At 32.2% G+C, this 24440-nt stretch carries 23 protein-coding genes; 8 read left to right on the top strand and 15 right to left on the bottom strand.

Features of this window, described 5'->3' with window-relative positions; genetic code table 11:
- Positions 1-67: 67 nt before the first annotated feature.
- From BLQ19_RS11675 to leuC, 3 genes are all read right to left on the bottom strand, one after another.
- The gene (locus BLQ19_RS11675; protein ID WP_074538459.1) at positions 68-1585 is read right to left on the bottom strand and encodes a hydroxymethylglutaryl-CoA lyase-like TIM-barrel protein; all 1518 of its coding nucleotides are present in this window, start codon (positions 1583-1585) and stop codon (positions 68-70) included.
- 54 nt (positions 1586-1639) lie between these two features.
- The gene (gene leuD / locus BLQ19_RS11680; protein ID WP_024480835.1) at positions 1640-2236 is read right to left on the bottom strand and encodes a 3-isopropylmalate dehydratase small subunit; all 597 of its coding nucleotides are present in this window, start codon (positions 2234-2236) and stop codon (positions 1640-1642) included.
- 64 nt (positions 2237-2300) lie between these two features.
- Positions 2301-3716 (bottom strand): 3-isopropylmalate dehydratase large subunit, encoded by a 1416-nt coding sequence (gene leuC, locus BLQ19_RS11685; RefSeq protein ID WP_024480836.1) that lies wholly within the window; start codon positions 3714-3716, stop codon positions 2301-2303.
- A 340-nt stretch (positions 3717-4056) separates the two neighbouring features.
- On the opposite strand from leuC, the gene BLQ19_RS11690 reads away from it, so the two are divergent.
- From BLQ19_RS11690 to BLQ19_RS11720, 8 genes are all read left to right on the top strand, one after another.
- Positions 4057-5106, top strand: a complete 1050-nt coding sequence (locus tag BLQ19_RS11690; protein WP_074538460.1) for a DUF4138 domain-containing protein — start codon at positions 4057-4059, stop codon at positions 5104-5106.
- Positions 5107-5368: 262 nt separating this feature from the next.
- Positions 5369-5596, top strand: coding sequence for a hypothetical protein (locus BLQ19_RS11695; RefSeq protein ID WP_074538461.1), 228 nt, complete (start codon positions 5369-5371; stop codon positions 5594-5596).
- Positions 5597-5787: 191 nt separating this feature from the next.
- Entirely contained in the window at positions 5788-5946 is a 159-nt protein-coding gene (locus BLQ19_RS21310; RefSeq protein ID WP_158399893.1) for a hypothetical protein, read from the top strand.
- A gap of 6 nt (positions 5947-5952) precedes the next feature.
- Positions 5953-6951 (top strand): hypothetical protein, encoded by a 999-nt coding sequence (locus BLQ19_RS11700; protein WP_074538462.1) that lies wholly within the window; start codon positions 5953-5955, stop codon positions 6949-6951.
- 57 nt (positions 6952-7008) lie between these two features.
- The gene (locus BLQ19_RS11705; protein ID WP_074538463.1) at positions 7009-8007 is read left to right on the top strand and encodes a hypothetical protein; all 999 of its coding nucleotides are present in this window, start codon (positions 7009-7011) and stop codon (positions 8005-8007) included.
- A 57-nt stretch (positions 8008-8064) separates the two neighbouring features.
- Positions 8065-9066, top strand: a complete 1002-nt coding sequence (locus BLQ19_RS11710) for a hypothetical protein (protein ID WP_139150247.1) — start codon at positions 8065-8067, stop codon at positions 9064-9066.
- 9 nt (positions 9067-9075) lie between these two features.
- Complete coding sequence (locus BLQ19_RS11715; protein WP_139150248.1) at positions 9076-9759, top strand: hypothetical protein; 684 nt, start codon at positions 9076-9078, stop codon at positions 9757-9759.
- A 24-nt stretch (positions 9760-9783) separates the two neighbouring features.
- On the top strand, positions 9784-10404 hold the full coding sequence (locus BLQ19_RS11720; protein WP_074538466.1) for a hypothetical protein: 621 nt from the start codon (positions 9784-9786) through the stop codon (positions 10402-10404).
- Between the two features lie 588 nt (positions 10405-10992).
- Here BLQ19_RS11720 and BLQ19_RS11725 read toward each other — a convergent pair.
- The 12 genes from BLQ19_RS11725 to BLQ19_RS21045 form a co-directional block, all read right to left on the bottom strand.
- Positions 10993-11769: a hypothetical protein gene (locus BLQ19_RS11725; RefSeq protein WP_074538467.1), complete on the bottom strand. Its 777-nt coding sequence runs from the start codon at positions 11767-11769 to the stop codon at positions 10993-10995.
- Positions 11770-11806: 37 nt separating this feature from the next.
- Positions 11807-12373, bottom strand: a complete 567-nt coding sequence (locus BLQ19_RS11730; protein ID WP_074538468.1) for a hypothetical protein — start codon at positions 12371-12373, stop codon at positions 11807-11809.
- 484 nt (positions 12374-12857) lie between these two features.
- Positions 12858-13784, bottom strand: a complete 927-nt coding sequence (locus BLQ19_RS11735; protein ID WP_139150249.1) for a hypothetical protein — start codon at positions 13782-13784, stop codon at positions 12858-12860.
- Positions 13785-13858: 74 nt separating this feature from the next.
- Positions 13859-14947 carry a TPM domain-containing protein gene (locus BLQ19_RS11740; protein ID WP_074538470.1) on the bottom strand — a complete coding sequence of 363 codons (1089 nt, stop codon included), beginning with the start codon at positions 14945-14947 and terminating at the stop codon, positions 13859-13861.
- Positions 14948-15112: 165 nt separating this feature from the next.
- The gene (locus tag BLQ19_RS11745) at positions 15113-16030 is read right to left on the bottom strand and encodes a hypothetical protein (RefSeq protein ID WP_074538471.1); all 918 of its coding nucleotides are present in this window, start codon (positions 16028-16030) and stop codon (positions 15113-15115) included.
- A 62-nt stretch (positions 16031-16092) separates the two neighbouring features.
- The gene (locus tag BLQ19_RS11750; RefSeq protein WP_074538472.1) at positions 16093-16458 is read right to left on the bottom strand and encodes a hypothetical protein; all 366 of its coding nucleotides are present in this window, start codon (positions 16456-16458) and stop codon (positions 16093-16095) included.
- Positions 16439-16999 carry a LemA family protein gene (locus BLQ19_RS11755; protein WP_074538473.1) on the bottom strand — a complete coding sequence of 187 codons (561 nt, stop codon included), beginning with the start codon at positions 16997-16999 and terminating at the stop codon, positions 16439-16441. The genes BLQ19_RS11750 and BLQ19_RS11755 overlap by 20 nt, the downstream gene beginning before the upstream one ends.
- A 10-nt stretch (positions 17000-17009) precedes the next feature.
- Entirely contained in the window at positions 17010-18059 is a 1050-nt protein-coding gene (locus BLQ19_RS11760) for a hypothetical protein (protein ID WP_139150250.1), read from the bottom strand.
- Between the two features lie 40 nt (positions 18060-18099).
- Positions 18100-19278: a hypothetical protein gene (locus tag BLQ19_RS11765; RefSeq protein WP_139150251.1), complete on the bottom strand. Its 1179-nt coding sequence runs from the start codon at positions 19276-19278 to the stop codon at positions 18100-18102.
- A gap of 70 nt (positions 19279-19348) precedes the next feature.
- Positions 19349-20314, bottom strand: a complete 966-nt coding sequence (locus tag BLQ19_RS11770) for a hypothetical protein (RefSeq protein WP_139150252.1) — start codon at positions 20312-20314, stop codon at positions 19349-19351.
- 567 nt (positions 20315-20881) lie between these two features.
- On the bottom strand, positions 20882-23323 hold the full coding sequence (locus BLQ19_RS11775; protein ID WP_074538477.1) for a M48 family metalloprotease: 2442 nt from the start codon (positions 23321-23323) through the stop codon (positions 20882-20884).
- Positions 23324-23327: 4 nt separating this feature from the next.
- A complete protein-coding gene (locus tag BLQ19_RS21045; RefSeq protein WP_074538478.1) occupies positions 23328-24434 on the bottom strand; it encodes a DUF3137 domain-containing protein in 1107 nt (368 codons plus the stop codon).
- Between the last annotated feature and the right edge of the window lie 6 nt (positions 24435-24440).

Genomic DNA, 24440 nt, shown 5'->3' on the forward strand with positions numbered 1-24440 from the left:
AATCTGTTGTGGCTATAGTGCTACAGTAATGCAGCTATACTAGCTAACAACTTCGTGATTGCTCACATTAAATAATATTCAACATTTTTTCTGTGGCTTTAATTGCTGATACAGTTTGATCAGAATCTAGTCCACGTGTAATATATTCTTTTCCTTGGTTATCCCAGGTGATAACAGTTTCACATAAAGCATCAGAATTACTGCCAGGAGGTATCCTTACAGCGTAATCTATTAGTTTAGGTAATTCTATCTTCATAGTGCTATACACACGTTTTAGCGCATTCATAAAGGCGTCAAATTGTCCATCGCCTTGCGCATGCTCCTCATACAGTTCACCTTCTATCTCTACGGATACGGCTGCAGAAGGTTGTAATCCTTTTGCATGTGATAATAAGTACGAGGTGATCTTTGCTTTGCTCTGATACCCATCACTATCTAGAACATCCGAAATAATATAAGGTAAATCATCTTTAGTTACGCGTTCTTTTTTATCGCCTAGCTCAATGATCCGTTGCGTAACTTTTTTTAATTCTTCATTGTTTAAGGTAAGTCCAAGTTCTTGCAAATTCTTCTGGATATTTGCTTTCCCTGATGTTTTTCCCAAGGCATATTGGCGTTTACGGCCAAAGCGCTCCGGTAATAAATCATTAAAGTAAAGGTTGTTCTTGCTATCGCCATCTGCATGAATACCTGCTGTTTGTGTAAAAACATTAGCGCCTACTATGGGCTTATTAGCAGGAATACCAAAACCTGTAAATGCAGAAACAAGTTTGCTCACTTTAAATAAAGAAGACTCCTTTACACCAGTCTCCAAGTCTGGCATAAAATCATTTATAACAGCTACAACACTGGCAAGAGGAGCATTTCCTGCTCGTTCTCCCATACCATTAACGGTTAAATGTAAGCCGTGACAACCAGCTCTTAAAGCTTCCATAACATTTGCTACACTTAAGTCATAGTCATTATGCCCATGAAAATCAAAATGTAACTTAGGGTACGTATCCACTATTTCTTTTACAAAATCGAAAGTTTCGTTATGCGTAAGTACACCTAAAGTATCTGGTAACAGAATGCGTTTAATAGGTTGTGTGGCTAAGAAATCTAAAAACTGAAATACATATGCTTTAGAATTGCGCATGCCATTACTCCAATCTTCAAGGTAGACGTTTGTTTCTATTCCTTTACTTTTTGCTAAAGCTATTACTGATGCAATTTCTTTAAAATGCGTATCGGGAGTTTTTTTAAGTTGATGTGTTAGGTGGTTTAAAGAACCTTTGGTTAGTAAGTTTTGAACCTTTGCTCCAGCTTCTACCATCCAATCTATTGAAACTCCTTGATCTACAAATGACAGAACTTCAACTTTCTGAATTAAATCTTTTTCACTAGCCCAACTAGTAATCTGTTTTACGGCAAGTAATTCTCCGTCAGAAACGCGAGCGGACGCCACTTCTATGCGGTCTACTTTTAGTTCTTCTAGGAGTAATTTTGCTAAGGTTAATTTTTCTGAAACTGAAAACGACACTCCCGATGTTTGTTCACCATCGCGGAGTGTGGTATCCATTATTTCAATCTTTCTTTTTTTCATTATCGAGTAAACGCTGCTGCGAATCTTTTTACTTCATTAAAGAAATAGCGGTTCTTATAAAGGAGTGTTTTTTGCAAATTCTACGATATCGCTTTTGACATTCACTAGGTAGTCTATATCATCAAAACCGTTAAGCATATTGTCTTTTTTATAACCATTGATGTCAAAAGATTCTTTCTCACCAGTAGCTAAAAGAGTAACAGTTTGCTCTTGCAAGTTTACTTCTATAACTGTTTTAGGATCTTTTTCAATTTCAGAAAAAAGCTTGTTAGAAAAATCAGCACTTACTTGTACCGGTAATACCCCAATATTTAAACAGTTTCCTTTAAAGATGTCTGCAAAAAAGCTAGAAATTACACAGCGGAAGCCATAATCATATACCGCCCATGCAGCATGTTCTCTTGAAGATCCTGAACCGAAGTTACGACCGCCAACTAATATTTTTCCTGAATAGGTACTATCATTCAGTACAAAATCTGTCTTAGGAGAATTATCATTATTATAACGCCAATCTCTAAAAAGATTATCACCAAACCCTTTACGCTCTGTGGCTTTTAAGAAACGCGCTGGTATTATTTGATCTGTATCTACATTCTCTATTGGTAAAGGAACTGCAGTACTTGTTAGTATTTCAAATTTATCGTATGCCATTTTGTATTATTTTGTTGTTCGTTACTAGTTAATGGTGCCATTATTTTTTATTAAAAAAAAACAATTAAGAACTAGCAACTAATTTTTCCATTAATTCACGTGGATCTGTAACTTTTCCGGTTACTGCAGCGGCTGCGGCAACAAGAGGAGAAGCTAATAAGGTTCTTGATCCTGGACCTTGACGCCCTTCAAAGTTTCTGTTTGATGTACTTACCGCCAATTTACCAGCAGGTACTTTATCATCATTCATAGCCAAACAAGCAGAACAACCAGGTTCTCTTAGCTCAAAACCAGCTTCGTGAATAATAGCTAACAAACCTTCTTCTTTAATCGCTGCTTCTACTTGATGTGAACCAGGTACTAACCAAGCCGTAACATTAGGAGCTTTTTGACGTCCTTTAATAATAGAAGCAAAGGCTCTAAAATCTTCGATACGCCCGTTGGTACAACTTCCAATAAATACAAAATCGATAGGCTTACCAATCATATCGTCCCCTTCATTAAAAGACATATACCCTAGAGATTTTTTGTAGGTACTTACGCCACCTTCAACTTGCTCTGCTTTAGGAATACTTTTAGAAATACCCATCCCCATTCCAGGATTGGTACCATACGTAATCATTGGTTCAATATCAGAAGCATCAAAACTCAATTCTTTATCAAATTCTGCATCAGGATCTGTATGTAAGGTTTCCCAATAGGCCATTGCTTTATCCCAAGCAGCACCTGTAGGTGTAAATTCACGTCCTTTTATATAATCAAATGTTTTTTCATCAGGAGCAATCATACCACCACGAGCACCCATTTCTATACTTAGGTTACACACGGTCATACGGCCTTCCATCGTCATATTTTCAAAAACATCACCTGCATATTCTACAAAGTACCCAGTAGCTCCAGAAGTAGTTAATTTAGAAATAATATATAAAGCAACATCTTTAGGTGTCACTCCAAAATTTAAACTCCCTTTTACATTAATTCGCATTTTCTTAGGTTTTGGCTGCATAATACATTGCGTTGCCAATACCATTTCTACTTCAGAAGTACCTATACCAAAAGCGATAGCACCAAAGGCACCATGGGTAGAAGTATGAGAATCTCCACATACAATAGTGGCTCCTGGCTGCGTAATTCCATACTCGGGTCCTACTACGTGAACAATTCCATTTTTTTTATGTCCAAGTCCCCAATGAGAGATACCATATTCTTTAGCATTCTCTTCTAAAGCTTTTAATTGATTCGCTGAAAGCGGATCTGCTACCGGTAAATGTTGGTTAATTGTTGGTGTGTTATGATCTGCCGTTGCAAATGTACGCTCTGGATGAAGTACACGAATACCTCTATTTTTAAGTCCTAAAAATGCTACAGGACTAGTAACTTCATGCACTAAATGGCGGTCTATAAACAATACATCTGGTCCGTCTTCTACATGTTTTACTACATGCGAATCCCATACTTTGTCAAATAATGTCTTTTTCATTTCTTAAATAAACTTTGAATTTTTTGCTCCTAAAAAGAGCAATTACAAATTTAAAAAAGTATCCCATGTATGCACTTCACTTGTAGTGAGAATTACGATGTTCAACATGTATTTTGCCTAAATAAAATATCTAAGACCATTGAAAAATTAGCCTTATCTAATAGATTAATACCCAATTATTGCCAACAATAATGATTTCGACTTTTTACGATAACATTCAACGAGTATATTTTTTATACTCTAAAGCTTTAGCTACTTTAGCGCTCTCATTTTGTAAGATATAGGAAACATAATTGTAGCTGTTATGGTTGTCCTATTTCTAACATTAAAACGTAAGGTTATGATTATCAAGAATTTGAAGCATTTGTTTTTTTTGCTGCTTCTTTCCATTCAAATAGGATATGCTCATTCAGGTGAACCTATAACTATAGCCTTAAATGAATCTAATATAATTACCCTTATTTTTCCAGCTCCAATATTAAACGTCGTAGAACCTTCCTCTGATTATATGTTCAGTCATGAGCAACAAAGTAATATGGGCGTTTTAAAGGCTAGTAAAACCAAACACTTAAGTAATTTAACCATCACTACTAATGATGGCTATATCTATTCTTTTGTTTTAGACCCTTCTAACGATGTTACTAATTTTGTATATGTATTAACGGTATCTAATGCTGTTGGCAGAATTAATGTCTCTCCTAATACAACAGTAAAACCGGCACCTTCTGTTCAAACAACAGATCCAAAATTAAAAGCTGGCAATACCATTCAAAATACAAGCCCAGCAATTTCAGAACCAGCACCAAGCGTAAAACCTGTACTAACCACCAATAGTACTGGGGCAACACAACCTACTAGTCAGTTAGCTAGCGTTACCACTCCAGCGGTAACCGAAAATACTAGGCCAGAAGATCATAGCACAATACCTGTTGCTATAGAAAACCAACCAGTTCATGATATTGATTTGTATACTTCTGAACCCCAAACGTATTACAGTATTTTTTGTGAAAATATCCATATTGAGAAACCGACGATTAAGAATGTATCTCGGAAAGTGGGGGTGATTGAATTAAAGTTAAATGATATTACCTTAGATAAAAACGAAATGTATTTTAGTTTGCAAATCATAAATGGTTCTGCAAAAGCCTATACTATAAAAGATTTGAAGTTTTTTATAAAAAGTAAGGGAGCTAAAAAAGAATTTAAAATTGAACCCTTATATGTCTATAATTTCAGAAATGATTTAGGCGTAAATTCTGAAGTGAATGCCGTCTACGTTCTAAAGAATATCCGCTTAAGTGAAAAACAGCAATTGTTTATTGTATTAGAAGGTTTAGATCATGAACGTTTTATCTTACTAACTCCACCTAATGATGTTGTTAATCGTTAAGAGGTTCATACCCTGAAAACCCTAATTACCAACTACCACTAGCGCCACCGCCACTAGATCTTCCTCCTCCTCCAGAATACCCAATAGAGGAATTATTGGAGCTCCTAGAGGTATCGCTGTTTACAGATTGACGGTTGTAGCTTCTTCCTGATGAACTGTATTGGTAAGAATTATTGTCTGAATTTGATGCAACGATTGTAATTATAATTATAAAACAGGATTCTGACTAACCTAAAAAACTTTTAAAAATAAATTTACGAAGATGCCTACTAAAATAATTGGTAAACTCTTGTTTCTCTTATTGATTCTTAGTTCATGTGGAATTACAAAGTATGTACAACGGTATGCTGTAGAGGGCTATATTGTTGATGCTAATAACACTCCAATGAATAATGTAGAAATTAAATTTTTGTTGGATGAAAATCAGCACGACATTATGCTATTAAGTGATAAAGATTCTACAATAACTAATGATGAGGGGTATTATTAATTTAGAGAAATAAGTGCCACTGATATTGGTTTTATGGGTGGGGAGAGCACGAAGAGTTTACCTGTGTCTTATACATTTATAGTATCAAAAAAAGAATTTGTAAATGACACGGTGAATCTACGTTCTAGAAGCCCATTAAACAATATTCTTGTGATTGAAACAATAGAATTAGAACGGGAGTAAAATAAGAAATGTGTATCACAATTGAAACCACCGATGGAGATGACCCCATAGAAAAGCTTAAAAAGGAAAATGGTTTACACTATGAAGGAGATACTGAAATTATTGTTTTAGACCCTTATGAATGGGAATTAACTGACTGGCAAATAACTATATACAGATTTAAATAAACACCTATGAGAAAAAGTATTAGTGCATTACTACTTATTTTAAGTATTACAAGTTGTGCACAGCAAAACAAAAAAGAACCTGTAAAAGAAACCACTCCAACCTCTATAGATTTAAAAGCAATTTTAGAAGATGACCCTTATATAGGTCAATTAAAAAAGTACGACTATGAACCGGAATACGTGCTACAAATAACTACGCTATACGCTTATGAAATTAGGGTGAATGATATTCCTGTAGCAAGTAATTTTAGTACAATGGGGGGGACCATTTGGTATCCTATTAATAAGGCAATATTGCAAAGTGGCAAACAAACTTTGTCTATTAGCATATATCCAAGATATACAGATAATAGAAATCAAAAGGATTATTTCGAAGACCCTGATAATTATGATTTCTTGTTAGATGTGACACAATCTGCTTGGGTAAATGGGCTTAAAGAAGAGCCTAAAACTGTTTTGGAATATGAGATGCCCAAGAAAGATGATAATGGAAAAGAGATAGATTTTTCTAAATTAACATCGCGACATGATGAACTAAGTTTTACCGCAAGGGTTCCTTATACACTCACAGGTTGGAACGAAAGTAAAGTGTTTGATAAAAAGGATAGTGTAGCCATTGAGCAAAGGGTGGTGGCTTTCTACCAAAAGTATAGACAACTTATGGTAGATAAAGAAGCATTACAACTACAAAAAATGAAATTAAATCAAGGCTATGAAACTTCTCAGTATTCCTATTTAGATAAAGATAAATTATTTAAAGATAGAGAGGAATATGTGAGAGATTTTCCTGAAGAATTATTTATTATGGCAAAATTAGAAAATTATGAATTGAAATTTTATGGGAATAACAGGGTACTAGGATTAATTTTCACTCAGGACCCCTATAAAGGATATTCGGCGATGGCAAAAAAGTTTTTAGATGAAAACGATAATCCAAGAATATCTTTTTCCTTGTTATTATTACACCAACCTAAAGGCTCGGATAGTCTAGAAATAATAAGGTGAGTTTTTATGCCATTTTTAATACATATTAATTGTGCCTACAGATTTAAATAAACACGTATGAGAAAAAGTATTAGTGCAATGCTACTTATTTTAAGCATAACAAGTTGTGCACAGCAAAACAAAAAAGAAACTGTAAAAGAAACCACTCCAACTCCTATAGATTTAAAAGCAATTTTAGAAGATGACCCTTATATAGGTCAATTAAAAAAATATGATTATGAACCGGAATACGTGCTACAAATAACTACGCTATACGCTTATGAAATTAGGGTGAATGATATTCCTGTAGCAAGTAATTTTAGTACAATGGGGGGGACCATTTGGTATCCTATTAATAAGGCAATATTGCAAAGTGGCAAACAAACCTTGTCTATTAGCATATATCCAAGATATACAGATGATAATACTCAAAAAGACTATTTTGAAGATCCTGATAATTATGATTTTTGGTTAGATATAACACAGACTGCCTGGATAGATGGGAGTAGGGAAGAGCCTAAAACGGTATTAGAATATGAAATGCCAAGGAAAGATGATCGTGGGAAAAAAATAGATTTTTCGAAATTAACATCGCGTCATGATGAACTAACTTTTACAGCAAAGGTTCCTTATACCCTCACTGGTTGGAGCGAAAGTAATGTGTTTGATAAAAAAGATAGTGTAGCCATTGAGAAAAGAGTGGAAGCCTTCTATCAAAAGTATAGACAACTAATGATAGATAAAGAGGCACTACAATTACAAAAAATGAAATTAAAACAAGGCTATGAAACTTCTCAGTATTCCTATTTGGATAAAGATAAATTATTTAAAGATAGAAAGGAATATGTGAGAGATTTTCCTAAAGAAGATTTTTTAATGGCTGATTTAGAAAATTATGAATTAAAATTTTATGGAAATAACAGGGTATTAGGCTTGGTTTTTGCTAACGATCCTGATAAAGGCGAATCTATGATGGCAAAATATTATTTAGATAAAAATGGGGATGGTAGGGTATCATATTATCCAGTTTTACTACATCAACCTAAAGGTTCAGATAGTTTAGAAATAATAAGGTGAGTTTTTATGCCATTTTTAATACATATTAATAGTGTCTACGGATTTAAATAAATACATATGAGAATAATCATTAGTGCAATGCTACTTATTTTAAGCATAACAAGTTGTGCACAAGACAGTACACAAAAGAATATGAAAACATTATCAGATATTAGTAATTTATATCAAGAAATAAATCATTATCCAATAGAACCACATTACGGTATTTATGTAAGTTCTTCCAATACAAATTTTGAAGTGAGAATAAATGATATTCCAGTTTTTCTTGAATATGAATTTATTACCAATGAAATCTCTCCTAAAGGAAGTTACATTCCTATTAACCTCGCTATATCTAAATCAGGTATTCAAAAGATAGAGGTTCGTATGTATCCGTCCTATAATAGAGAAACACAAGAATTAGAACCTAGCTTAAAGAATGCTCAAGTAACAGTTGATGTAGTAAAAAGAGAGTATAATACAGTGAAAGAAACGTATAGTGAGGAAGAAGTCATACTACATCTGGCTGCACCTACGGAAAAAAATGAAGTAAGTAAAAAAACAAAATTTATTTATCCAGAACTTACAGAGTATATTTTTGATGAAACTTTTGAAGCCTTAGTGCCCTATGATATAAAAATATTAGAGAAAGCCCAAAATTTAATAACTACTGATCCAGAGGAAATAAAAAAAATAACAGAGGAATTACTTATTGCATATAATGAAATTTGGCTAATTTACGATCAAAATAAAGTTTCGCAGTACGCTAATTTAATTTATAACAAAGAAAAACGAGCCGCTCAACAATTATTTTTCACAGAAGTCGACAGTAAAAAAAGAGCTAAAGAAGATATTTTAGAAAATGGAAAAATTCTTGAAGAAAATTATGAAATGATGCCATTTGAAGATATCAAACTACGCTTTTATTCAAATGGTAAAATTGTCACACTAGTTTATGATAAATTAGGACAGGTCGGACGAAAAAAATCTGTTTTAAGAGCTAAAGGAGAAGGCAGGAAAAACAGTTATTACTCCCTATTTTACAAGCCTGTAGGAAGCGATAAATTTATTTTATATTAATTTTAGCCAGTGGAACTAATCATATTACCAACTTTAATTTCTTTTGACTTTTCGGACGTCTTATTTTTTCTATTAATTGGAGGAATGATTTTATATGGTGTTTTTAAGAAGAAAAAACCAAGTATTATAAAAACACTTACAATTTCAGAGATAAATACAGTATCAAAAGGATTGTGTAAAATAAAAGGACAAATATTAGCAACTAATCAAATAACTTCACCGATAACAGAGACTCAATGTATTGGCTATAATTATAGTAACCTTTCATACGGATATAAAGCAGTAGGAAGAGCCAATGGAAGGAAAAATTGGAGAACATACTGTACTAAATCTAAAAGCGCGGATTTTTTTATTAAAGATGCAACAGGACAAATCAAAGTAAATGCTAAAAATATTTCTATACAAATAAATGTTAATAGATCCGAAAAAAAACTATCCAGAACGTTAGTTGATGTGGAAAGTTTATTATTGGAAGACGGTACAGAATATATATTGATCGGTACAGTTAATGTAGATAAAAATGGAGATATGGAAATTGTAAAAGAAAAAGAACTTATTATAATGGATGAGGCTTTTTATAGATTTGTGAATGTAAAGATTCCATCTATGAAAAAAAAAATAAGATTATTTATAATATTTTCACTTCTAGTATTATTTATTTTTATCATATACAACTTTGGTTCATTAAAATAGTATAGAATAGTGGCATAGTTTATTATGAATATTAAACCAAGCTTGCTTTACTATTTTTTTTCTTTTGGTTTTGCTCAAAACTCCAAAATTAGTATTGAAATTTCTGATCCTAACTTTAGTTACTCGGAGTATGATGAAGAAAGCTATATGGGTGGGTCTATTAATGTAAGTGAAAAAATAACCAACCAAAGTCAAGATATTTTGTACATCCTTAATGAGAACTTAAATCACATGGCATTTTATTGTACACCCTATAAAATGAAATTAGATAAAATTACTAATAATTGTAATAGCGTAATGCATGGTATTTCTATGGCTACGATTTCGGATAATGGATTTAAACCTAAAGGTAAATTTTCCGTGGATAATTTTCAAGCATTAGCTCCTCAAGCCACGCAGCAACTTAGAATCTATATTGAGGATGTGGATGAAAGTTTTTATGTAGGTAAAGATGATATTACAGCACTTACGATAAGCTTTGAATTCCCTGAAGAAATATTAGATGACTCTGTAAAAGAAAGTCCAATATATGCTAGGCTTCCCAAAGGAAAATTTATAAGTAATACTATAGCTTTTAGTTATAAAAGAAAAATGAAGTATCTAATCAATTTACCAATGGAAATTTTTTTTTTCAATAAAAATTAATAATGTTTACTCACTATTGAAAAAATGGAAGAGGTATTTAAATTCTTAATAATTTTATATTAATGTTTACTTAATTTATTTAACACGCGTAACAGAAGAGCGCTAACCGAGGCCGCGCACATTCGGCACCGCTAAACATAGGACAAATATGCATGCTCCTAATTGTTGCTATTGGTTTCCTGAAATAGTTATATTTACTTTATAGTGTTTATATCACGCCTATCACCTCAATCGGTGCTACTTGAATTAGTTTTATTACTCCTAATAGCAGTTATATATTCTCTTTCAATGCTTTCATAAATAGGCTTCACATTCATTGTAATAAAAATTCGCTCATCTTTAACTATTTGTATTTAGTATCATCATAAGTTGAAGTTATAGTTATATGATCTGTAAGCTCATGTGTATTTTTTTCTGTAGCGTTTGACTTTTTTGAAGCATCAGTATTCGTATCCTTTTCTTTTAAATTAGTGTTAAAAAAAATTGTCTATTATTAAATTTATAATAATCACATTAATTACAAGTATGCTATTTTTGTATCAACTTCAACAAGTTTAAAAAATGTAAATAGTGTATTTGTTATTTTCTTTACTGAGCTGATATTCCAACTTTCAGGCCTTTAATTGGTCCAGTAGATTCTGGATCAAAAGCCCCCCTAATCGTCATATGACCTCCTCCTATATTTTTATAAACAGGGTTCGAATGTACTGTTGTTAAAATTTTGTCATTTTTATTTAGAAAACATTTCTCTGGTTCAAGATAAAAAGAATGATGAGTATGTTTTAATTTATCATGATTAAGATCAGATAAGTCCATGAATTCATTTAACGAGTTTCCTAATTTATAAGGAATTTGTCTAATTAATATTATTTCAAAAGGTGGTGCAACATCACCCGTAAATCTTCTATCTAAAGCTAAATCTAGTACAATTAGTTTTTTTTCCGGCTCCGACTGCCGAAATCTTACTTTAATATCATCATAATTAAAACTACTTTTTGAATGTTTTTTAGACAAAAATAATTCATCCTTATGCTCGCCAAAAATACTTAGTATTTTCTCGTAAGAATCTCCAATAAAAAAAGACTTCCCATTATATTTGAATTCACACACATCAATTTCAAAACGGTGCTCTTGTTTTTCAAATTGCGTCATTAATTCTTTATACCTAGGGTCGTCGTACTTTGGCGTTATAGTTAAATCATCTGAATCATTAACAATATTTTTTTCTTCAGCGTTTGATTTTTTTGATGCATCAGTGCTAACATCTTTTTCTTTTAAATTTGAGTTTAAAAAATTGCATGCTGTTAAACTGATAATAAGTGCGATAGTAATAAGTAATTTTATTTTTTTATTATCAATCTCCATAAGTTTATGAAATTTTAATAGTGTATTATTTAGGTCTTTAGTGAGCTGATATTCCAACTTTCAGGCCTTTAATTGGTCCAGTAGATTCTGGATCAAAAGCTCCCCTAATCGTCATATGACCTCCTCCAATATTTTTATAAACAGGATTAGAATCTAATACTGTAAAAATTGTTTCATTTTCGTTTATAGAACATTTCTCTAGTTCTATAAACGAAAATGAATGTTGAGTATGTTTTAACTTATCATGATTAAGATCAGATAATTCCATGAATTCATTTACCGAGTTTCCTAATTTATAAGGAATTTTTCTAAGTAATATTATTTCAAAAGGTGGGGCAACATCTCCCGTAAATCTTCTATCTAAAGCTAAGTTTAGTGTGGTCAATTTTTTTCCTGGTTCCGACAACAAGAAAGTTAATTTAATATCGTCATATTCAAATCTATAATATGAATATTTTTCAGACAAAAATAATTCATCCTTATGCTCGCCAAAAATACTTAGTATTTTCTCGTAAGAATCACCAATAAAAAAAGACTTCCCATTATATTTGAATTCACACACATCAATTTCAAAACGGTGCTCTTGTTTTTCAAATTGCGTCATTAATTCTTTATACCTAGGGTCGTCGTACTTTGGCGTTATAGTTAAATCATCTGAATCATTAACAATATTTTTTTCTTCAGCGTTTGATTTTTTGATGCATCAGTGCTAACATCTTTTTCTTTTAAATTTGAGTTTAAAAAATTGCATGCTGTTAAACTGATAATAAGTGCGACAGTAATAAGTCATTTTATTTTTTTATTATCAATCTCCATAAGTTTATGAAATTTTAATTGTTATTATTTAGGTCTTTACTGAGCTGATATTCCAACTGTCAGCTTTTGAATTGGTGCAGTAGATTCTGCATCAAAAGCCCCCCTAATCGTCATATGACATCCTCCTATATTTTTATAAACAGGGGTAGAATGTATGGTTGTTAAAATAATTTTAATTGATATTTTCTTACTGGATATAGCACTCATTACAAATGAGCGCTATCGAGGTAAATTTAAAGTTGTCTATAGATATTACATAATCCATGCAGACATTATTTGGTAATAATTTCAAAAGTATCAGATCCCTTAAGCTTATGTAATCGCACCGCTAGGGAGTTTCTATATTTTTCATCCTCATAAATTAGAACATCCCAATTTAAGAATTCAGTATCTGTTCTGTATAATTTAACCAATCTACCTTCTGCTTCTATAGCTAAACTATAATTTTCAATTGGATACATTTTATTTTTAGTGATTTTGTTTGTAGCATTAGTATTGAGCATATTTAAATATTCTTCTTTATTTAAATATGCAGAAAGAGCTGCTTCTAAATATTTAGTTTTTTGTAGTTCATATGTATACTTATAATTTGAACCTTCATTCAAAATGTTTCTCAATTCTTGATAATAAGCTACAACTTCTTTTTTGAGTAATTCTGAATCTATATCTCTTAAATCCTGGCTCTCGCTCCAACCTTTGATTTTATAAGGTAAATCTTTGATAGTAAATTCTATCTCTTGTTCTGTAAAAGAAACAGGATTTGGTATCGTAAAAGTAAATTTTTTATGTATTGTTATATTTTCTATTTCACCATCATATTCTTCATACCTCAAAAGTTCAATTTCTAATTCATCTAGATCTGATTGATGTATCAAACCATCTTCTGCTGCAATTTCTGGATCCTCATGCGGCTGAAATGTATATTTTGCCTTATAGTTGCCGTTTCCTAAAATGTAATTATCTAAATAACTCCATGTAAAATGATTCAATACACGATCGTCATTTGGAGCTATGTTTTCTTCCGCCAAAATATCATTTATTTTCAAACTATGTAGCTTAGAAGTAGTAGATAGCGCATATTTTATTTTTTTATGTTTGCTATTTTTTTCTAACTGAGATAGAAGTAAAGAATCATAGGAAGTCATTTTTACAGGCACTACATTTTTTAAATCCTGCCCGCAAGCACTAAGTATTCCCACTAAAAGAAATATTAAAAAGTATCTGATCATCATTGGAATTGTAAGTCATAGGCAATATACGTAAAAGCTACCAACTACCAACTACCACTAGCGCCACCGCCGCCAGATCTTCCTCCTCCTCCAGCATACGAATTTGAGTTACTGTTGGAGTCTTCTTCGTTTCCTGAATCATAGGTATAACTTCGTCCAGATGAACTATAGTGGTACCCATCATTGCTAGAATTTGGATTGACCGCTCCAATTAAATCCAGTATACTTTCAATCTCTTTTCTGATAAAATAGGTGTCATTATTAGCAAGGGCAAAATTCAGTTTTAAGCCATAATACTTAACATGCCTTAAAGCAAAAACTAAAGGAGTTATAAGTAGCAGTATGGGGATAACAAGCCACTTGTAATCTTCCACTAAAAAGAAAAACCGATTAGGAAAGACATCAAACAATAATGCTAAAAGCGTAAAAACCATAAAAGTGAATATAATAAGGCCTAAGAAAAATAGGCGTCCAGTTTTATAAGCGAAACCAATCACTTTAGAAAAGTTAACTTTATTTGTAAATGCTCCGACTAAGGTCATCACCCAAGCATCAAAAGAAACCTTAATAAAGCATAGACTCAATATCAAGAAAGCCATAAGTGCCGTAGAAAAAACATACTTACCAAAAGTGGTTTTTAAAGAATCTTTACGCACAGCGGAAGATATATCAGTCTCCATAGTGGAAGAGGCCATAGGTTCTGTTGTTGGCGGAACCTCATAATTTTGCCTGCTTGCTGGCTGAGCCGGACTTAATTCATGGATAAGCGAATTTATAGCGGCATCAGCACCCAAAAAGTAATTACCCTTTGTAAATTCAGGAGTTAATATATTTCTTATAATTCGTGATGCGATCACATCCGTGATTATAGGTTCTAGTCCATACCCTACTTCAATACGTACTTTTTTATCTTCTTTAGCTATCACTAAGAGGATACCATTGTCTTTGTTTTTCTGGCCAATTTTATTGACTTCAAACGTTTTATAGGTATAGTCTTCTATAGGTTCATTATTCAGATCTTCTATAGTGAGTATTACAAGTTGATGGGAAGTTTCCTTCTGAAATGATTTTAGTTTAATGGATAACTGTTTCAGCTCTTCTCCTGTGAAAATTTGAGCATTATCAGTCACCATCCTATCTAGTACGGGATAATGATCTTGAGCGACACCAATGGTTGCTAAGAAGAGGAGGAGGGTGGTGAGTAGATTTTTAATGGAGATACGTATTAAGAGGTTAGTAGCTTGTGGTTTTTTAAAAATATCAAAAGAAATAGGTAGCTTATTTTTGTTGTTGCCTTCTTACCACATATGCCAAGTGCCTGTTTTTTTATTTTTAAAAATGTAATAAGGTTGGTATGATTTCTCTTTTTTTGAAGTATTATTAAACCAAATAGCAGATTGTTTATTTTCCTTACGCACTAGGGTAGCAATCTTATAATTATAATAAAATCGAATTTCATAATTCTCTAAAGGCTGTAATTCCATGTGATTTTCAACAATCATCATGTCATCGACAGTTTTTGCTAACAATTCGTTATCAGGATAAATTTGAACAAAAGCTCTATTTAAATGGCGAATTAAATAATCTCTATCTTGTGTATTATTTACAATGCTTTCTTTTTTCAACTGAAATTCTTTTAAAACTTCTTCAAGTACGACTTTTTTATCTAATACTGATAAGTCTGTAGCATATAGATCTAGAATTTCAAGCTTGTAAGGTACTTTTGCTTCAAAAGTTGTGTGAAATATGAAAATAGGCAACTTATGCTCACCCACATTTGGCATTTTCCATTCCCATATAACTTTACTCTTTCCAAATTCATTTTCAATATCCAACATATCATCATAGCGCATTAAACGTAATTGTAAACTTGCACTTTCTTTTATAAAATCTCCAACATCAGGAAGTACTTTTAAAGATAATTTTTGTTCTCCACTCTTCAAAATATTTAAGTTCAAAGGCAATCTTACAGAATACATTGGATATGGATCATAAAACTCTCCACAGGATAAATCATTTATATCAATTTCATAATGACAATTTTGATTATTTATTTGCAAATAATATCCAGGTCGCTTTCTATTCGAGTATTTATAGTCTTTATAATGATTGGTAATTTCTATATCCACTTGGTCATAATCCACTTTATGCTGTCCGTTGGCTGCTAGTGCCAAAAGTAAAATAGAGAATAAACTAAAAATTATTTTTGAACTCATATAGAAAAATTATTGATGAATAGTCAAGGATTAAATAGAGAATTTTAAATTAAATTTTCATGTTAGTTTTTATAGAACCCTTTGGTTAGTTGCTGCTCGTAAATTTTATATAATCTTGAGTGATTAGCTACTGTAAAACCTAAAACATTGCACAAAACCGCTAGCCAAGCTAAAAATAGCTTTAATCCGCCAAGAATATAAGAAGCCATAACGCCGACCACCAAAGATCCGAATAGCCATGTGGCTATGACACATACGAAAATCAGCCATAGAAACTTTTTCTTTACTTCCGTTCGCATAAAAATAGCCAAAAGTCTAGCTGGAACAATAAGTAATAGGAGACCAAAAAATGCTACGGACTTAATAATACTTGTATTTATATTGATTTCTTTTAACCAATCATAATACTCAAAACTGAACTCCATCATACTTTTTTTCTGCTTGAGTAATTTGTAATAATTCTTTGTTTTTAAAGCCAAAAGCTTTCGCTATTAATACATCAGGGAATTCATTTATTCCAATATTATAGAGATTGATGCTATCATTATAAAGTTCTCGACGATCGGCTATATGGTTTTCTAATTCCGAGACTCTTGATTGCAGTGCCGAAAAAGAAGCGTTCGCTTTTAACTCGGGGTAATTTTCAGAAACTACCATAATAGAAGCTAAGCTTTTGTTTAATGCATTAGATGTTTTTATTTTCTCTTCTTTATCACTGGCACTCAAATACTGAGTTCTCAATTCCGTCACCTTAGTTAATAGGTTTTCTTCATAGTGCATATACCCCTTTACAATTCTCACCAATTCTGGAACTTCATCAGCGCGTTGTTTCAATAGCACATCAATATTTGCAAAATTCTTATCGGTATTAGCTCTTAACATAACCAAGCGGTTGTAAAGCGAAACTATTCCTCTGACAAAAAATAGGAGTATAAGTGCTATAATAATGATGAATAAATAAGGCTTCATTTTTTTAAGTTTACAATTGAAATGGTAGTGATTCTTTTAAATTAAATACCTCTAAGAGCGACTTGAAAGAAAAGAGTAATTCGTTTTCATGAACGGTGATTTCACAAGTTAAAATAACGCTGATACAGGCAATCAAAATCAATAGATATTTTACAAATGATTGTTGTAAGGGTCGCAATAAATTCCACTGTTCAACATGTTCATAAGTAGCAACGCCAAATACATCTTTTGAAGGGTCTTTTTCAATGAATACCTCTTGATTTCTATTCGTAGCTTTACCAATAAGCAACACCTTCATATTTTCTTCTAATAAAAACAACTGAAAACGTCTATCACCAGCTGAATAAGAGTATTTAGATTCTGGTAAATCTATCAACTCAAGATCATCTCCTGATACCGTAATGACGCCACTGCCATCATTTATCTGAAATGAATTGCAGACCGTTTCCTTTGAAATAGTGTTATAACTTGTTTTTCCTTTTTTATCTGTGCTTATTGCATCTACTTTATAGAGGTATCCAATGCAAGGCACTTTTTTTATTGCAGATAAAACGGGTTCTATGAGAATCGTTTTTCCTGAAACTTCTACTAAGCCCATAGCCAGAGATCTAATTTTAGAGGTAGGTAAAACACCCTGTAATTCATAAAAAGTATTCTTTGAACTTGGTGTAAGTATTTCTCTAAGGATAACAAAGGCTGTAATTAAGATAATTCCATAAGGCCAAGTAATCATGATAAGAGGCATGGCTACAATAAAAGCTATGAATTCCCAAATAGAATTTTTGCTTCTGATAGCTTTTACAACACCTCCTATAAGCATTAATACCAAAAGAATAGGGAAGTTTACCAAACAAGCAAAGGGTACATAACCCGGGTCTAAAATAGCCGTTAGTACCACCATAAAAGGAGGAATGATAAATAAAGGCCAAAGTACAGGGAGTTTAACTCGGTATAGGCTTTTTAATTCTAGATAATAAAAAAGACCAAAGGCACTGGAAAATATAGTAAGAAATACTATAAAAACGGCGTCCATGTTATCTACTCTGAAGGTTTCTAGCACTTAATTAATAGGATGTTAATTGTTATTAAGTGTTTAAAACTTATAAACCTTTATATTTTAAATCTTCTAAGTTACTTAATAATTGAAAATAAAAGTAAGCTTCCCTTAAATTATCAAGACCAGATAAACACAGTAGGTAAGGGGCACCATTATTTTCATAAATAAACACCAAATAAAATCTATAATCGCTTTCGTTAATGATAAACCCTTGGCCGGTTTTATGCACCATTTCTATTTCATGGAAGATGCTTAAATCTCTTAAAGATTGTTTCAAAGTTTTATGAGTTGTATCTTCCTTTAAATTGATTTTTGTGTTTACAGTAACAGAATTTAACTCCTTAAACACTTTTTTTACAGTACTATCGCGAACAATTAATGCGTTAAGGCTATAGTCTTTAAGTTCAAAAGCAAACTTAATATCTTCAGAAAATTCCATACTAAGTTCTGGTATGAAATCTCTTATAGTTGCAAAAAGTTTTCTTTGATGGCGCGAGATTAAATTTTCAAAATTAGTCCAATCAATTTCTTCGGGCGCATTTTTCGTATTGTGGAAATTTTTTGCCAATCGCAATTTAGCCAAAGAGTTGGAAAATAAATCTTGCTCTGGTAGCATCCTAAATGGATTTTCTTTCTGAACACTATGGAAAACTTCTAAGCGTTTTATAGCTTCTAAATAGGTGATATGTAATACGTGGTGTTCTCCTCTTTCACCATAAATGATACTGTGTTCATCTACATAAAAAATAGTGCTGTCATCCATAGTATTACTAATATCTTGGGCTATTAATTTTATATCATAAGACTGTGACTTTTCCCAGGGAATGTAATAGAAGAAATCCATATCTACAAAAGTCAGGTTATGGGGAACATACCTATCGTTGACTTCTATTCTAGAAAACCCTGGTAGCCTACCGTCAATAATAATGGAGCCAAAAGTCATTCTGTCCAGGCTGCCTTCTAAACTTTCCCTAAATCCATATCGAATGGAGGTAAGTGCGTTAAAATTTTCTAATTTAATGATTTCGGTAACTGTTTTTCTATTTAAAAACTCAATAATTTTTGTACTATCATAAATTTCTTCAAATGATTGCATACTATCATACTCGTATAGATTTTCAGCTTCAATAGTCACAAAATGTGTATCCATTTTCAGTAGGTCGGCACAACCAACGCTGAAGATAAAAAGGAATAAGATAGTTAGCTTGTAGAGTAGTTTCATGTTTGTTTAATTTATAGTATACACGCTATCATTTAAATGTAATTCTTAAGACAAAATTTAGCAAAAGATATTAACGTGCATACTCAAAATTAAACTCTCCCTTTTTGTGTTTGTCTTTAGGAATAGACAGAAGTATTCCTTGAAAGCGAGCTCTTCTTTTATTATCTTCAGTTAAGTATATATAATAAAATGATGATTCTCTACTTAAACGGGGGTCCAAATCTGGTTTTTCAAAAATAGAAGGATGCCATAGGCAAATGACTCTTCCGTCTCCAAAATATTCAACTTTGTAATCAATAATAGGCTGATAATCTTTGTTTGGTATTTGTATTGGTTCATAAAGTTCTTGTACCATTTCTTTTATATATGTTCTATCTCGATATTCAGTAATAGCTACTCGTCTAAACATAGGATATTCCATAGTCATGATACTCGCCGCATCATTTGCTTTGTAAAGTTGTTGCATTTTTTTGTAGTGATTTACTACAGCCAATTCTAATTTTTCTTGATCTAGTTTTCGTAGATCGATAGCATTTGTCCAACCTTCAATTTCATAAGGCACTTGAGCATCAAATGTAAAAGTATACTCATAATAAGGAAGACCAGAACCCACAAACTTATCAGTGTTTTTGTCATTTTTGCTTTCGTGTCTCAGGATTAATTTTTCGTCATCTACAATACTTTTATAGGTGTTTATATCATCTACCCGAATCACTTCTATAGTAATTTCGGTATTATCCAATAAAGTAGTTACGGTTTCACCTTCGCCATATTCTTCCTTGATTAGATCCCCAATAGGATATAACCTATAAGTAATTTTTTGAGGACCTGACTTTAAAATGGAAGAATTTATTCCGATTGCTGTTGCATATTGACTCAAACTGTAATTTTCATCTACAAGTCTATCATTTACTAAAACTTGATAAACACAGTTTAGTTGGTTAATACGCAAATAATACATAGGTTCTTTTGGGTAGTGCTTAACTTCAGAAGCAATTCTATCTATATATTGATCTAAATTAAAATTTTTTGTCATGTCGTTTTTGTTTTGCGCACAGCCCAAAAACGTAATAAAACCTACAGTTAGTAGTACTAATTTGTCTAATAATCTCATCCTTATCATTGAAAAACTAAATATACTGAAAATATATCCTCCACTTTTATTCGTCTGCAACTAATAGCTTTTATTTTTTTCTAATTTTAAGAAACTAATATTGTTGATGTTAGATGTTTTTGTAATCTTTCATAAAGACCTTATTTATATACTATTTCTAATCTATAGCGTTGTTAATACGATACAAAAATTATCTTGTTTAGTACATACGTTTATCTAGAATACTATAGGAAAAGAAACAAAATATACAGCGGCTAGATTATGAAATTTATCTTTTTAATGATTATTTAAAATAACAAAAGCTATCTGGATGAATAGCTTTTGTAGTTGTTTTTTACGCTGTAGGGCACTTGTTACAAACAAGCGCTAGCGGGTAAAAATTGAACTATTCTTATCTGGGTACTATTAGAACGGAGAATACACTACAAAATATCAGTTCTTCCATTGTTATATCTTGAAGAACTTAGATATATGGCTCAGTTTTCAGAGCTATTTAAAGTAAGGTTCATGATCCATATAAAAACTGATCAAGGTTTTTATACGGATGGTTAACTCTTGATTTTTAAAACTACCATCGTCGTCTTTCTCACTAAGGTAAGCGACTAGGTCTTTTTGCTTGATCACTTCCTTTATATTTTCAAAATCTTTTCGTGATTTTAAAATCGCACATACCGCACTTTCAAGATTTTTTACAGCCAACAATCCCACCCTGTCCGCCGAAATTTCCATTAAACGGGAGCTCGCCAATAAAGTTCGTTCTTTTTCAGAGGCTTTACTAGGTATTTTTTCTGCAATTTTTTCACCATAAGACAGTGCATTCTGACCTTTATCTATTACGTTATTTACTTGCTCCATACTATTGAATACCTTTGAAAATCTAGATATATCGGTGAACTTACCTGCAAGGGTCCCTATTGAACCTACTATTGGTAGGGCAATTAACGCTATCTCGGCTAAGTTGGTGCCTTTTTTTCGAGCACCAACCCAAACGTCTTGGGAGGTTATACGAGTATGTTTAAACAATACATGCGCTAATTCTGTGGCAATCACAAAACGTAATTCTTGTTCGTTAAGGTATTGCGCAGAAGATTCAGACAACGTATCGATGCCGATAATCATATAGTTAGGAGTACTTTCTATACCAATAATACTCTCGCTATATTCGCCCCTTCCTAAATAACATTTGGGTACGGAAATGGAAAGCTGTTCGGACAGGGTTGTAATTATTTGGAGTACTTGGGGGTAATTGTGGGTGTTTATAGTTTCTGAAAATTCAATAAGTTTTTCGTGGTCTGGCAAGTCTACCGAAGCTATCATTGAACTTAATTGTGATGTAAAGCCGGATGCTTTTCCAAAACTTGGCGGTACCACCAAATCATACAATGAAGTACTTATAGGCATGCTGGTCTGTGGGGTGTTTTCTTGAATATTAGTATTGAATATTGGTTCGGAAAACAAACGGATTACTTGCTGTTCTATATATGAAACATTTTCGTCATTATTAACGACTTCCCATCTTTTACTAAGAAATGGCTGCAGCTTTAGTAACATTAATTTTTCCTGATAACTAGAAATTCCAATTTTTTCCTTAGCTGTTATTATTCCTTCTATAAAAAGAATATGTTCTGCTTCCACATCCTCACCATTAACAATATCTATTTTGTTATCCGATAAAAGACTTAAGATGTCGGGGTTTAAACCATTTTCGATTACGAATTCGTAATATGGAATCGAGCGCTCGTATTGTTGTGTACTTATTAGGAAATCTATGTGTTGTTTTCGTAGTGACACTGTTTTTTCAAACTTCTTTTTTTCCGAAATGACCGATGCGATTACATCTTCTACCCAAAGGGTAATATGAATTGAATTTTCAATTTTTAATGTCCATAGAAATTCTAAAAATGAATATTGTATTTCATCTGTAATCTTCCAATCTTCAAATAGCTGAAGTAATAGGAGTCCGGTAGAAGGCTCATTCTTGATATATTCAAGAAATGATTTCAGTTTTGTTACATCAAAATCGCCCTTTTTCTCCATTGGGAGAAAAGAGTTCACCAATACTTGTTTTAGTCTAGGTTTTAATGCTCTGGTTTCGGCAGCAGCTTTTAGATACCCTTTTTCTATAAGCGAAATAGCTTCTGTTTTTTTTGGATTTTTTAAAAATAGAAGATCATTAAATTTTTCTATTCGATTAGCATCTACCTGTTTCAATATTTCCTGTAAATCCTCAAACAAACTGTCATTGAACAACTCCGTTTGGCATTCAAATTTTTCCGCTACAATAGTATCTCTACCAATTTTGGCAATGTGAGTCAACTTTTGGTTGCTAATGTCTTCAAATATATCCTTCTGATTACTTATAAAAACACAAGTACGTTTAGATGTAACGAGGAGATAGGTGTCACATTTTTTTGGGATCTCAAAATCTTCACTTTTACAATTTTGAATTTCCAAACAAGCAAGAACAGATTCTTTACTTTGTAAAAATTGGAGGATACTGTTTTTTTGCAATACGCTTAATTTACATAGAAATGGGCTTTGGATCAATGCATCAGTTAAATGAAAACCTTCGTTAAAATTGTAGTTCACATAGGAATAGATAGCTTCTTTTATTGGATTTTTATAGGCCTCTAACGCCATAGGCTCCTCTTTCATTTCATCTTGGTCCGAATCGTATGTTTTATGTTTTGCATTAACGATCAATTTATTCCCCTTGCGTTCTAAATGTATGCTATCGGAGGTAAAAACCCCTTTTTTTTCGCTTATATCGGTTTCTATTCGCAAAACATCATCGAGGTAGCGAATACTGTAGGTGTTGCTTTTTTCTTCTTCTAAAATAGGCAAAAGGAAATTCTTTAAGGCCAGAAGATCAAAATTTGAAGGTAGTGATAGAATGATAGGTATAATTGCGATTTTCTTTTTTGAGAACATAAAATTAAATTTTTGACCAGATGCGGGTTTCTAGGTTAAGGGTTTCTATTAGGTACTTTACAGATTGTAATTCCCAAAGTATATCTTTTTTGGTATTAGCTTTTATGATGTTATTCTTTACTTTATAAATTTCGAAAAAATTATGCTCAAGTGGTATGATCATGTATAATTTTCCATCCTTTAATTTTAAGGATATATCTGCTTTGAGTTCTTTGGTTATTTTTTCAATGGCTTCAATTATGGTTGGCGATAAAGCATAGTACCCTAATTGTTTGCTTGTAGTATATACTTCGTACTTTTTGTTTACAGCACCGTTTTCCGGGGTAATCTTTTCAAGTTGAGTATTTGGTGCTGTTATTTTCTCAAGAATACTTTTACGCCGCGTTCTTAGTAAGATTTCACCTTTAAAATCTTTATGAAAATCGGCGTATAAAAATAAGCCCCTAAAATTTTGTTTTGATTTGGATAAGGCATTACCCCCAATAGTATCTAATATGCCGAATAATACATCTGCGAAGGTCTCACTGATAATCATAAATAGGCCAAGGAGTATACTTATGAACCAACCTCTTTGGGAGAGCACCTCTATATAATGCGTAAGTTCGGTAAGTTCAAAATCTACGTTTTTGTAACGTCCTTTAAGTGCGTCTTCCCCTGAGAGCCTTCCTTCTTCTTGCCAAAAGTCTTTGCTGAAAAAATTAGCGGCTTTTAATTCTGCATTGTTGGTTTTGTATTTTTCCTGATAAGAAATAGTAGGGTAGACAGATTTCGTGAGTCTGGGAAGTATATCGCTCTTAAATTCTTCTTGTAATGCGGGATCGGGTTTGTATTTTCTTCTAGGAAAATGTCTTATAACCAATGCTATAAGAAATAGGTATACCCCGTATTTTAAAATTGTAATGGGAATAATGGAAATAGAGAATAAAAGCAATGTAATACCACTTAAAATAGAGGTTACTACGACTATTAAAATTAACAGTAATGGTAAAATTGCTATTATTGATGTTATACAACCATACTGCTTAGGTTTAAACGTATAAGTCTTATTTTTTAATGATTTCTCTACCCGCTCAAAAAAGTAACGGACACGTAGTTCTTCTTGTGATTCCATACTTTT

The organism is Cellulophaga baltica (assembly GCF_900102165.1).
GTDB classification, from domain to species: Bacteria; Bacteroidota; Bacteroidia; order Flavobacteriales; family Flavobacteriaceae; genus Cellulophaga; species Cellulophaga baltica.

Coding starts and splice junctions, on each gene's coding strand:
- BLQ19_RS11675 (WP_074538459.1), bottom strand. CDS start 1,585: ATGAAAAAAAGAAAGATTGAAATAATGGATACCACACTCCGCGATGGT.
- leuD (WP_024480835.1), bottom strand. CDS start 2,236: ATGGCATACGATAAATTTGAAATACTAACAAGTACTGCAGTTCCTTTA.
- leuC (WP_024480836.1), bottom strand. CDS start 3,716: ATGAAAAAGACATTATTTGACAAAGTATGGGATTCGCATGTAGTAAAA.
- BLQ19_RS11690 (WP_074538460.1), top strand. CDS start 4,057: ATGATTATCAAGAATTTGAAGCATTTGTTTTTTTTGCTGCTTCTTTCC.
- BLQ19_RS11695 (WP_074538461.1), top strand. CDS start 5,369: ATGCCTACTAAAATAATTGGTAAACTCTTGTTTCTCTTATTGATTCTT.
- BLQ19_RS21310 (WP_158399893.1), top strand. CDS start 5,788: ATGTGTATCACAATTGAAACCACCGATGGAGATGACCCCATAGAAAAG.
- BLQ19_RS11700 (WP_074538462.1), top strand. CDS start 5,953: ATGAGAAAAAGTATTAGTGCATTACTACTTATTTTAAGTATTACAAGT.
- BLQ19_RS11705 (WP_074538463.1), top strand. CDS start 7,009: ATGAGAAAAAGTATTAGTGCAATGCTACTTATTTTAAGCATAACAAGT.
- BLQ19_RS11710 (WP_139150247.1), top strand. CDS start 8,065: ATGAGAATAATCATTAGTGCAATGCTACTTATTTTAAGCATAACAAGT.
- BLQ19_RS11720 (WP_074538466.1), top strand. CDS start 9,784: ATGAATATTAAACCAAGCTTGCTTTACTATTTTTTTTCTTTTGGTTTT.
- BLQ19_RS11725 (WP_074538467.1), bottom strand. CDS start 11,769: ATGGAGATTGATAATAAAAAAATAAAATTACTTATTACTATCGCACTT.
- BLQ19_RS11730 (WP_074538468.1), bottom strand. CDS start 12,373: ATGACGCAATTTGAAAAACAAGAGCACCGTTTTGAAATTGATGTGTGT.
- BLQ19_RS11740 (WP_074538470.1), bottom strand. CDS start 14,947: ATGGTGACTGATAATGCTCAAATTTTCACAGGAGAAGAGCTGAAACAG.
- BLQ19_RS11745 (WP_074538471.1), bottom strand. CDS start 16,030: ATGAGTTCAAAAATAATTTTTAGTTTATTCTCTATTTTACTTTTGGCA.
- BLQ19_RS11750 (WP_074538472.1), bottom strand. CDS start 16,458: ATGATGGAGTTCAGTTTTGAGTATTATGATTGGTTAAAAGAAATCAAT.
- BLQ19_RS11755 (WP_074538473.1), bottom strand. CDS start 16,999: ATGAAGCCTTATTTATTCATCATTATTATAGCACTTATACTCCTATTT.
- BLQ19_RS11765 (WP_139150251.1), bottom strand. CDS start 19,278: ATGAAACTACTCTACAAGCTAACTATCTTATTCCTTTTTATCTTCAGC.
- BLQ19_RS11770 (WP_139150252.1), bottom strand. CDS start 20,314: ATGACAAAAAATTTTAATTTAGATCAATATATAGATAGAATTGCTTCT.
- BLQ19_RS11775 (WP_074538477.1), bottom strand. CDS start 23,323: ATGTTCTCAAAAAAGAAAATCGCAATTATACCTATCATTCTATCACTA.
- BLQ19_RS21045 (WP_074538478.1), bottom strand. CDS start 24,434: ATGGAATCACAAGAAGAACTACGTGTCCGTTACTTTTTTGAGCGGGTA.